This window comes from Salinivibrio sp. MA440, from assembly GCF_001996265.1.
Taxonomy (GTDB): domain Bacteria; phylum Pseudomonadota; class Gammaproteobacteria; order Enterobacterales; family Vibrionaceae; genus Salinivibrio; species Salinivibrio costicola.
In genome coordinates this window covers 1-11,368 of sequence record NZ_MUFI01000068.1, presented here as the reverse complement: position 1 = coordinate 11,368, position 11,368 = coordinate 1, and the positions used below count along the sequence as shown (strand labels likewise).

The 11,368-nt window shown below is 47.9% G+C and carries 11 protein-coding genes; 7 read left to right on the top strand and 4 right to left on the bottom strand.

The window, feature by feature from the left end:
• Positions 1 to 68: 68 nt before the first annotated feature.
• Positions 69 to 578, bottom strand: a complete 510-nt coding sequence (locus BZG80_RS15020; RefSeq protein ID WP_077679718.1) for a cytochrome b/b6 domain-containing protein — start codon at positions 576 to 578, stop codon at positions 69 to 71.
• 209 nt (positions 579 to 787) lie between these two features.
• Between BZG80_RS15020 and BZG80_RS15015 the strand changes: the two genes are divergently transcribed.
• From BZG80_RS15015 to BZG80_RS14985, 7 genes are all read left to right on the top strand, one after another.
• Positions 788 to 1,405, top strand: a complete 618-nt coding sequence (locus BZG80_RS15015; RefSeq protein WP_077679717.1) for a thermostable hemolysin — start codon at positions 788 to 790, stop codon at positions 1,403 to 1,405.
• Positions 1,389 to 2,837, top strand: coding sequence for an AMP-binding protein (locus BZG80_RS15010; protein WP_158011561.1), 1,449 nt, complete (start codon positions 1,389 to 1,391; stop codon positions 2,835 to 2,837). The genes BZG80_RS15015 and BZG80_RS15010 overlap by 17 nt, the downstream gene beginning before the upstream one ends.
• 66 nt (positions 2,838 to 2,903) lie before the next feature.
• The gene (locus BZG80_RS15005) at positions 2,904 to 3,596 is read left to right on the top strand and encodes a TenA family transcriptional regulator (protein ID WP_077679715.1); all 693 of its coding nucleotides are present in this window, start codon (positions 2,904 to 2,906) and stop codon (positions 3,594 to 3,596) included.
• A gap of 9 nt (positions 3,597 to 3,605) precedes the next feature.
• A complete protein-coding gene (locus tag BZG80_RS15000; protein ID WP_077679714.1) occupies positions 3,606 to 4,442 on the top strand; it encodes an SDR family oxidoreductase in 837 nt (278 codons plus the stop codon).
• A complete protein-coding gene (locus tag BZG80_RS14995; protein ID WP_077679713.1) occupies positions 4,429 to 5,073 on the top strand; it encodes a hypothetical protein in 645 nt (214 codons plus the stop codon). The genes BZG80_RS15000 and BZG80_RS14995 overlap by 14 nt, the downstream gene beginning before the upstream one ends.
• A complete protein-coding gene (locus BZG80_RS14990) occupies positions 5,070 to 5,726 on the top strand; it encodes a response regulator (RefSeq protein ID WP_077679712.1) in 657 nt (218 codons plus the stop codon). Before BZG80_RS14995 ends, BZG80_RS14990 begins: the two co-directional genes overlap by 4 nt.
• 64 nt (positions 5,727 to 5,790) lie before the next feature.
• On the top strand, positions 5,791 to 7,155 hold the full coding sequence (locus BZG80_RS14985) for a sensor histidine kinase (RefSeq protein ID WP_236719496.1): 1,365 nt from the start codon (positions 5,791 to 5,793) through the stop codon (positions 7,153 to 7,155).
• 266 nt (positions 7,156 to 7,421) lie between these two features.
• On the opposite strand, the gene BZG80_RS14980 is transcribed toward BZG80_RS14985, so the two are convergent.
• The 3 genes from BZG80_RS14980 to BZG80_RS14970 form a co-directional block, all read right to left on the bottom strand.
• Positions 7,422 to 7,952 (bottom strand): MltR family transcriptional regulator, encoded by a 531-nt coding sequence (locus BZG80_RS14980; RefSeq protein ID WP_077577309.1) that lies wholly within the window; start codon positions 7,950 to 7,952, stop codon positions 7,422 to 7,424.
• Between the two features lie 61 nt (positions 7,953 to 8,013).
• A complete protein-coding gene (locus BZG80_RS14975) occupies positions 8,014 to 9,162 on the bottom strand; it encodes a mannitol-1-phosphate 5-dehydrogenase (RefSeq protein WP_021024436.1) in 1,149 nt (382 codons plus the stop codon).
• A gap of 67 nt (positions 9,163 to 9,229) precedes the next feature.
• Positions 9,230 to 11,200: a PTS mannitol transporter subunit IICBA gene (locus BZG80_RS14970; protein WP_077679711.1), complete on the bottom strand. Its 1,971-nt coding sequence runs from the start codon at positions 11,198 to 11,200 to the stop codon at positions 9,230 to 9,232.
• Positions 11,201 to 11,368: the final 168 nt, after the last annotated feature.

Genomic DNA, 11,368 nt, shown 5'->3' with positions numbered 1-11,368 from the left:
TCACTATCGTTATTGATGTGTGTGTGAATCTTAAATTCTTTATCTTCATCACTTAAACATCCTTAATATTAGTAGAGCATAGATTTTATGTAGTTACGCATACCATATCGACTCATTAAAATGGCTGCGCTAACATGAATCGTGACGAAGACTAGAGTTGCATTGGCAGCAAACTCATGGACTTCTTCTAACCATTCGAGCTCTCCACCTGACTGCGTCATTGTCCAGCCAGTCAAAATGGTGACGAGGAGCAATCCCCAAAGACTCCAAATCATAAGTGCCGCGGCAGGATTGTGACCTGAGCTTGTGTGATCACGCCCATCTATAAGGTTGCTGAAGTGAGCACGAGCGGCAGAAAGCGATGGCATAAAACGGGTGAGTCGTGCTTCTGAATGCGTAAACATTCCCCAAATCAGACGCAAGACAAGGGCCCCAAGGATCACGTACCCAAACCAGCGATGAATGTCACTGCCTTCTTCAGTGACGCTCATGTTGGCAAAGAATAATGCAGCAATCATCCAATGGCTGAATCGGACGACTCTGTCCCATTTAAATGGTCGGGTGGTGTTGGCTGTCATGATAATTCCCTCTCATATTGTTATGCCTTCATTCTATGAGAGGAAACTTAAGAATCGCTTAAGAGGGTGGAAAAAATAAAAAGGTGATATTTTACAATTGGATAGATTTTTGGGGTGCGTTTTTTATCGACTGGAGGAGATTCTTAAGCTTTTCTTAAGTATCGCGCCGTAAGCTCAGTGACAATAAATCAATAAAGGATGTCACCGCTATGGTTAATTCAGCGAGTCGATTTGACATTGTTACACCAGACTCAGCGAATCGCGCTGAAATAGAGGCGTATATTGCTGAACGCTATCAACAAGCCTTCGACGCGACAATTACCACTTTCATGCCTTATTTGTCCTGCCTGAGAGGGAAAGACGATCGCTTATTGTCGGTATGCGGTTATCGCCCCGCTGCGTGTCAGCCGCTTTTTCTCGAACAATACCTTGGCGATGATGTTGCTGATGTACTCAGCACTCACTATCAGCAAGTGATCACGCGTACATCAGTGATTGAATTTGGGCAACTGGCCTCGTTCTCTTCGGGGACGTCGCTACCGCATTTCCACGCTTTAGCGAATGTGCTGCTATCCCACGGATACTTGTGGTGTGTGTTTACCGCGACAGGACCGCTATATGCACTCATGCATCGTTTTGGCCTTACTCCCCATTTACTGACCAATGCGGATGCGAGTCGCCTACAACCCGCCACTGACCAATGGGGCGACTACTACACGCGGATGCCTCGTGTCTGTGCTGGTAACCTTGCTCAAGGTGCTGAACAGTTGGCTCGAATCGCGTCTAAACACCGTCATACGGAGAATGCACATGCGCGTCTTATTTGAACGTTTGGCTAAATATGCCAGCTCCCAATCTGATCAGGTTGCCATTCAAGGGACGAATGCATCTGGCGACTGCCTGATATTGACTTACGAAGCGCTTTGGGAACGAATCAGGGCTTTGAGTGAAGCCCTATTGGCGCTAGATGCGCACATGATTGGGCTTGCCGGTGACAACAGTGTTAGTTGGGTACTGATCGATCTTGCCGCTGCGTATGCAGGCATTTCAATTGTACCGATCCCGCCATTTTTTACGGCGGATCAACAACTGCATGTCTTGGAGACTGCGAGGGTCGATTGGGTGATTGGCTCGCTACACCCTGATGTCGCATTAAGCCACGAATCTGTGACTACATTGGCGGGATTACCATGCCATGCACGAGACGTAGACGCACTGCCAGCTTTGCCTGCTGCCGTAAAGGTCACGTTTACTTCTGGCTCGACCGGTTCTCCCAAGGGCGTGGTATTGAGCGCTGCCACGCTGGAGAGCGTTAGCGTATCGCTTGCCAATACCGTCTCCACCACTGCAGTGCCCTCCCGTCATTTAGTCGTCCTTCCCTTGTCCACACTACTGGAGAATATTACGGGCGTTTACGTGCCCCTGTTGCTTGGGGTGACGACAGTGATCCCATCCAGCAATGACTTGGGGCTGATCGGCTCAAGCCAGTTAAACCTGAATCAATTGATGAGCGGACTGATTCGTTATCGTCCGCAAAGCTTGGTACTTACCCCTGCGTTATTGCGAGCCGTCATCCATCTTGGTGAACAGCATCCTGGTGCGGTTGCCGATCTCAAGCACGTTGCTGTCGGAGGCGCAAAGGTGGCACCGGCCTTGTTGCGCGCAGCAAGTCGGCTTGGTTTATCGGTTTTTGAGGGTTATGGCTTATCGGAGTGCGGATCAGTGGTGAGTTTGAATACCTCCGAGCACCATTGTGTTGGCAGTGTGGGTAAACCGTTACCTCACAATCGTGTTTTTCTAGCACCAGATGGTGAAATTATGGTAACAGGCGCAACATTCTCAGGTTATCTGGATCGCGACTTTACCCCTCACCAAGGCGCCGTCGCGACGGGAGATATCGGTGAGTTTGATGATGACGGCTTTTTGTACGTGAAAGGTCGCAAGAAAAATCAACTCATTACGGCTTTTGGCCGCAACATCCATCCAGAATGGATTGAGGCGGAAGCTATGGCCTATCCAGCGCTGACCAACCTGGTAGTGATCGGGGAGGGCAAGGAATATCTGACCGGTATAATTGGTACTGAATCACTTGGTAACACTAGGCAACAACTGATGCAGCTTAATCATCAACTGCCCGATTATGCGCAGATCCGAGCGTTGATATTTACCGCTCCTTTTCATCAGCAACCCCATTTGATGACGGCAAATGGCCGCCCTAAACGCGATGTCTTTTGTCAACAATTTGGGGATGCAACCTAACACGTCGGCCCAATCATTACTGACTGACGAAACCCTGCCACTCACGGCACATTCCTAGGAGGATTTATGGATAATCAAGGTTTTTTCCATGTATTAGAGAAAGAAACTGCACAGGCGAGAGCGTCAATGCTAAGTGTACCTGTGATTGAGGCTTGTGACTATAAGGCGATCACGCTGCAAACCTACACGGCCTTCCTTGTTCAGGCTTATCATCATGTGAAGCATACTGTTCCATTGCTGATGGCCTGTGGTTCTCGGTTGCCGGAGCACTATGAATGGTTACGTCAAGCGCTTGGCGCATACATTGAAGAAGAGAAAGGTCACCACGAGTGGATCTTAGATGACTTGCACGCATGTGGCTTTGATGCCGAATTAGCGAAGGCTAACCGCGGTGAGGGTCAAGTCGGGTTAGGGATTGAGATGATGGTGGCGTATTTGTATCACCAAATTGATCGCAAAAATCCAATGGCTCTATTTGGCATGGTTTGGGTGTTGGAAGGTACGAGTGTATCAATCGGCGGCTCGATGGCCGCATTGATCCAGCAAACGCTTTCTCTACCCGATACAGCGATGCGGTATTTAACGTCACACAGCACCTTGGACGTAGAGCACATTGGTTACTTTGCCGATTTGATGAACAAGGTAACGGATCCCGCGGACCAACAAGCCATCATTGACAGTGCGAACCGTGTTTATGCGCTGTATGAATCAATGCTGCGAGCGCTTCCCATGACCACAACACAGACCCAAGTGGCATAGGAGGCGGTAATGAAAAACACAATTATATTGCTAACAGGTGCGACAGGAGGCATTGGCCGAGCACTGGCTGATGCACTGGCAAGAAAAGGCGCAATACTTGTGCTCGTCGGCCGCCATTTTACCGCGTTGCATGATCTTAAAAACCAGCTTACGAATAGCGAGCGTCATCAGATCATCGAAGCAGACATTGGTGCAGTAGAAGGAAGAGACAAGGTGAATCAGCATGCACGATGGCTGGGTCAGCAAGGTACGCCAATAGAAATACTGATCAATAATGCAGGGGTAAATAGTTTCAATTACCTATCCATGCGCGCGGATGTCAGTATTGAACATGAGATTGCCATCAACCTAACCGCGCCTATTTTGCTTTGTAAACAGGCACTAACGTGGCTCGCACCGACAGGCCTGATTGTCAATATTGGCTCAACCTTTGCTGGTATCGGTTTCCCCGGGTATGCCAATTACGGTGCGACTAAATCAGGCCTGTATCGCTTTACCGAAGCGTTAAATCGGGAGCTACATGGCACTCAGCAGTGTGCCATTTATATCGCGCCTCGAGCCACCAAGACGGCGTTAAATGATGCACGTGCAACGGCGATGAATAAGCAATTACAAAATCATGTGGACTCACCCGAGTGGGTAGCGAATCACATTGTTCGTGCTATCGAAAAGCGTTGCTTTGCGACGTGGCTCGGATGGCCCGAAAAGCTGTTTGTTCGTCTGAATCAACTTTTTCCATCGCTAGTGGGTCATGGGATCGCAAAACAAAAAGATATCATTGATCTTCACGCCATGACGCCGCAAGACTTGCCAGTTACAGAGGAGTCACACCATGACTATACGTAAATCGTTGTATATTACCGTATGGGCACTCAGTTGTTCTTTGATCAGTGCGACAGCGCTGGCCGACCCTATTTTGACTAAGATCCAGACACGCTGGGCACAATGTAACTACACTGTCGAAAGCAGTGACGACAAAGTGGCGTGTTTCGACCGTTTAATCGATGATACGCAAATTGCGCTCCTTGCCCAACCAGCGCGTCATGATCTGAAAATATGGCTTGCTATCAATAAGAGCTCGCTAGCCGGGGTTGACGGTGGCATGGGGGCATTGGCTTTGGTCAAAGATGCAAAAATCCTACTTGAAGATGTGGTAACACAGGCGCCGGAAACGCTGGACGGTTCGGCCCTAACGAGCTTAGCGACTTTGTACCACAAAGTGCCGGGCTGGCCGCTCGCATTTGGGGATGACGATGTGGCTGCCGTACTTTTTAAAAAAGCGCTCAAAATTAACCCTAGAGGTATTGATCCCAACTATTTTTATGGTGAATTTTTGGCAGATACCGGAAAAACCAACCTCGCTGTGGCATTCTTAAAGCAAGCACAAAAAGCTCCAGCGCGACCTGAGCGTCGTCTTGCTGATAAAGGTCGGCAACAAGAGATTGCCCAAAAACTGAAGGAGATTAATCAGCAATGAGGCTGTTACTGGTCGAAGACGATTGCATGTTAGGAGAGTCTATGGAGGCTTCGCTGCAGCGTCATGGTTACACCGTTGATTGGCTGCAGCGGGGCGGTGGTGTAGATGCGTTGTTAAATACCGAAAGTTTTACCGCTATCATTCTAGACTTAACCTTGCCAGACACTGATGGGCTTATTGTGTTGCGTCAAATTCGCCGCAAACATAGCGATATTCCTGTGATGATTTTGACCGCACGCGATGACATTGATGACCGTGTGAAAGGGTTAGATGGTGGAGCTGACGACTACATGATCAAACCTTTTGCACTCGAAGAGCTATTGGCGCGTCTGCGCGTCATGATTCGGCGTATTTCTGGTTATGCCGATACCACCATGTCATGCCATGGCGTGACCTTGTCGATGGCGACTGGCGACGTCGATATGCAAGGCGAGCCAATTCGACTAACGCCTAATGAGTTTAAATTATTATCGACGTTGATGGCACATGCTGGACGCGTGATGAATAAAGATCAGCTTCAACAAGCCCTTCATGGTATGGATGAGGGCATTAGTCCAAATGCTATTGAAGTGCATATTCATAACCTGCGTAAAAAAACCGGTGGTGCTTTAATTCAGAATATTCGCGGGGTTGGCTATATCATTGAAAAATAATAGACAACGTCCGCATTCAATAAAACGCCATCTCACGATTACGACTGTATGCACGGTGGGCCTAATGATGTTTATCTCATGGTTACTGGTTTACAGCGAAGCCCGCCATGAAATTAATGAAGTTTATGACGCGCGATTGGGTCAATCGGCAAAAACCTTGGCGCTATCGGTGATGAACTGGGGAGATCAGCCGCCAAATAACTTTACACAAAGCTATACCCATTGGTTAAACGCGATTACTGCCAACGCAAAAGATGACGATACGACCACACCATTTGGTCACCCCTACGAAGATAATTTATTTTTTCAGTACCGTGTTAATGATGCATTAATTGCCAAAAGCCCTAATGCACCGGTGCAATGGATAGGGACATCGGGCAACCCCGGATTCGATGTGGTCACCGCGGCAGGTGAACAATGGCGAACCTTTACATTGGTTTTCGCTCTACCCGATGAACGGCAAGCTAGTTTGCTGGTCGCGGAAAAAGAAGCTATTCGCCAAGAACTGATGACAGAGGTATCACTGACCATTGGTTTACCTCAACTGTTGCTTATACCACTCTTGGCGCTGGTTATGGTCGTTCTAGTAAGTCGCGCATTTAAACCGTTAGGTGAGCTGAAAGATACTATCGCTGCGCGCAGTATCGATAATCTCGATCATATCCATGTTGCACAACCTACCGTTGAACTAGCGCCATTGGTTAAACAGCTAAATTATTTGTTTTCTCAGCTAAATAATGCGTGGGTGCGTGAAAAGCGCTTGGTTAGTACGGCCGCGCACGAGCTAAAAACTCCCCTCGCGGTACTGCGCCTCAATGCAGAAAACGCTTTATCTGCCGCCACAAAAGCCGAGCGAGATAACGATTTGACCAATATTCTTGCTGGCATAGATCGAACCGATCGCGTTATCCAACAATTGCTCATGCTTTCACGGGTAGAGCAGCAAAAAACTAGGGAATCCACTCATGTTGATGTTGTCTCATTGCTACGAGAGCAAATTGCAGCACTCGTGCCCATGGCATTGACTCAACAACAGTCAATAGAGCTTGAAGGACGAGACCTCCTGTGGGTGAAAGGCCATCCCGTGATGTTGTCAGTCTTGTTTACTAATTTGATTGATAATGCAATTCGCTATGCAGGAGAAGGTGCATCTATCAGTGTGGTCACCAGTTGCTCAGCCAATACCGTGGTGGTGGCAGTGATTGATTCTGGCGATGCCATACCGGACGAAATTAAGAGTCGTATTTTTGACAAATTCTTCCGCGGTCATACCGAGAAAGGCGACGGGGCTGGTTTGGGTATGTCGATTGTCAAAGACATTGCTGAGCAGCATCAAGCGAGTATTGCGATTCGAAGCCCATATTTTTCCGACCATGGGAATGGTTTTACGGTCACTTTTCCAATTGCCTCCGTATATGAGAGCAGATAGCTATATGCTTGATTGGTAAAAGGCAGCTAACCTTGCCAACGTCAAGTCTTGTGTGATCTTACACAAGGCTTTTTGTCTATAATGATAGACAGTCTGCTCTCGATTTTGGTTTAATACCCGAACAATAAAAGGATTGGTTAGGTATGAAATTGTATAACACGATTAAGGCTTACTTATTTGAAACGTTGGTTTTAGGGGGAGCGCTAGCGCTTGGTATATGGTTAGTGCTGGCCGGGTAGTCAATTAGCCTATACGCCGGTTTAGTACTAGAACGGGCTTTCTTTGCTCAATTCGTTGCAAATCTCGACAATAACAAGAGAAAGCCCCGAGCGGAGGACCTGCTGCTGGCGTTGCAGTTGTAGCTGATAAAACTCAATATCCACATCATCCTCTGGCGCTTCTATATCGCGCTGAATCATACTCATATTGTCGATTTTACGAAGCTTTTTTACCGCATCCAGTACGTTAGGGTCGGTGAAGTGGTAGTCGTCAGCATCATTACTTAGCTGGTTTTTAAGTTTAATAATCTGTTCGATATCGTGATAGGCGTCATCTGACAACACGCCTAGACCAAACAAGAGTTTTAATCGCACTGAAAGATCACCCAGTGGCCCCGTGTCATGCAGCAAAGGCCCCACCACTGATTCTACTGCAAAGTTATCTTTGCGAAAAACCCGCTTGATTAAGCCATCAATAGACGCTTCAAACGTATCGACCGCGGCAACAAAAAAGCCACGCACGGTTGTCGCTTGGTTTAATCGTTCAATGATGTCTGTTTCGTCGAAATTTTCTGCCATAGACTCAATACTGCTTATTGTTATAACGGGGGAGTTAAACTCCCCCTGTGAAGTGCGCGGTTTACAATTGCTGGTACAGGGTGTTGATTGCCTCAATTTCAGGGCTCTCTTCTGCCAAGCCGGTGTATATCGCTAGTGTCTTTCTTACGCCTACCTCAGCCAGTGAAGCTTGAAGTTCTTCAGCTTGTGGGTCGGTGTGATTGGTATATTTCAATGCTGCGGCAATACCTTTTAACAACGCTCGGTTATCCGTGCCATATTCTATTGTACCCAGTAATGGCTTGATAAGCCTATCGTTCTGACTTAGCTTTCGAATAGGCTGGCGGCCAACTCGATCGACCTCATCAACCAAGTAGGGGTTTGAGAAACGCCCCAAAATTTTCTCGATGTACGCTTGGTGAGCGGCGCGGTTAAATCCGTAGCGTTGAATAAGCACTTCGCCGCTTTCCTGCATGGCCTGTTTCACCACGGCATGAATCTGTGGATCGGTAATGGCTTCACGAATGGTACGGTGGCCGCTTAAGCACCCCAAATAAGCAGTGATACAGTGACCTGTATTCAAGGTGAAAAGCTTGCGTTCGACAAACGCCATTAAGTTTTGCGTTTTCTCCATACCGGCGATATCAGGGATCTCGCCTTTGAACTGTTGCTCATCAACAATCCATTCGCTGAAGCTTTCTACCGTAACCTCTAAGGGATCATCGTTCGCCGCTTCCGCGGGCGGTACAATACGATCGACCGCTGAATCGACAAAACCAATCAGTGCCTCTGCTTTTTGATGCAACGCGGGGTCAAGGTGCTTATAGACTTCGCCCTTAAGGTGTGATGTGCCACGGATCATGTTTTCACAGGCAATAATGTTCAGCGGCGCCAAATTGCCCGATTCAAAACGCTTTTCAATCCCGGTGGCTATGGTCTTAGCGATAATATCAAGCACATTGGGACCCACTGCCGTAGTCACTAAATCCGTTTTTACGATTTTATCGATCACATCATCACTTGCCGAATTAACCGCCGTGATATGAGAAACCGTGTCGATATGGCAGTCATTGCCGACCACTTTGACGTTGTAGCTTTGTTTGTGACTGAGTTGATCAATGAGGGGCGCATCAACATCTGCAAAGGTGACCTCGACATTGGCATCCGCGAGTAATTTTCCGATAAAGCCGCGGCCAATATTGCCGGCACCAAAATGAACAGCATTTTTCATAATATTTACCTCAAACTAAAAAAGATGGATATAAGGGACCACCTCAGTGGTCTCCTTATCAGACTGATTAATGGGACGACGTCATATGAGTGACGTTTTCATCACTTAATAGATTGAGGATCTCGTCAATACTGTCGGTACTGGTGAGGGTATCTATTGCATCAGGTTCATCTAGCGCATTAGTGATAGCGGTAATAACTTGGATATGCTCATCGTTTTTGGCGGCAATCCCGATCACCAATTTGGCGATATCGTCTTTATCGTCGGTGAACTGCACACCCGTTGGATACTGGCATACCACGATGCCGGTTTTCTTGACTCCATCTTTCGCTTTGACGGTGCCATGAGGGACGGCGATAGATTCACCGAGGTAAGTTGGAGTTAATGCCTCGCGCTCAAACATGGCGTCGACATAGCTAGGTTCAACGTAACCGAGTTTGACAAGTTGATTGCCGGCAAATTGGATCGCCTGCTCTTTGTTTGTTGCCGTTAAGCCAACATGGATATTTTCACGTTGGAGTTGAAAAGTGGGCGCTGGCGTTGGCTCGAAGCTATCGTCATTCGCGGCAGTATCAGGAACCCTAAGCACTTGCGGATCGTTCGCTGCAGGGTATTTTGCCGCGAGAATTTGGGTGACCAACTGGCCGTAAACCTCACCATCAAGGAAGTTATTAAGTGAAATATGGTGAGCTGATGGGGCGTGAGCACGTGCGCGCTCGGTTAGGTCTTTGTGCGTGATCACAATCTGCGCATCCTCAGGCAAACTATTAACCGCAATATTCGTGACACCAATATCTAGACCGGCGCTTTGCACTTTTTTGCGCAGCAAGCTGGCACCCATGGCACTGGATCCCATACCCGCATCACACGCAACCAAAATATGCTTAACGGATGCAAAATTAACCGTGCCTTTGGGCGCGGATGAGGGAGCGGAGGTATCTGCTTTCGTGCCTGTCTTCATGTCTTTCATTTTCGCAGTCGCTTCATCGAGTGAAGCTTCGTCACCATCGCCCTCTGTGCTTTTTTGCGTTTTCATCAGCAAAGCGGCAACCACAAATGACACACTGGCAGCGGCAATAATTGACGCTAAGACACCAACAACCGATCCTTTTTGCGTCATTAATAGCACGGCAAAGATAGAGCCAGGAGATGCCGGTGACACAATGCCTGCATCAAACACAGTGAGAACGAATACACCTGTCATACCTCCAGCAATGGCTGCAAGGATAAGACGTGGATTCATTAAAATGTAAGGGAAGTAGATCTCGTGAATACCACCGAAGAAGTGAATAATCGATGCACCCCCTGCGGTTTGACGTGCTGTGCCTTTACCAAACACCATGTACGCTAACAAGATGCCCAAACCTGGACCTGGATTCGCTTCAATGAGGAAGAAAATCGACTGGCCTGCTTCTGATGCTTGTTGAATGCCCAGAGGAGAGAAAATGCCGTGGTTGATCGCATTATTCAAAAACAAGATCTTAGCGGGTTCAACAAATACCGACGTCAGCGGTAACAAGTGCGCTGAGACCAAAAATTCAACGCCCGCAGCCAGACCATTGGACAACAGTTTTACGAACGGGCCGATGAGGAAGAAAGCGATAATCGCGCAAAGCATACCGATAATACCGGCAGAGAAGTTATTCACTAACATCTCAAACCCGCTTCTCACTTTGCCATCGATATAAGCATCGAATTTTTTAATGGCCCAGCCGCCGAATGGACCAACTATCATCGCGCCCATAAACATGGGAATGTCAGTCCCGACAATCACCCCCATGGTGGTAATCGCGCCGACAACAGCGCCGCGTTCGCCGCCAACAAGTTTACCGCCGGTGTAGCCGATCAGCAGTGGTAGTAGGTAGGTAATCATGGGGCCGACCATGGCCGCCAATGTCTCATTGGGTACCCAACCGGTCGGAATAAATAGTGCGGTAATAATCCCCCACGCGATGAATGCGCCGATATTGGGCATCACCATATTTGAGAGGAAGCGACCAAAATTCTGTATCTTGATCTTGGTGTCAGATGATATCATAACAATACCCCGTTTGATGTTCTCATTGAACGTGTGTGGTAGAACGGTTCGCCAAAACCGTCTGGCTAGTTAGTACCCAGTCAATTTACCACACATTTTTTCGAGAGAACTGATAACGGGGATTTGTTGACCCACCTCTCACTATTCACGTCGCAACTATATTTTACC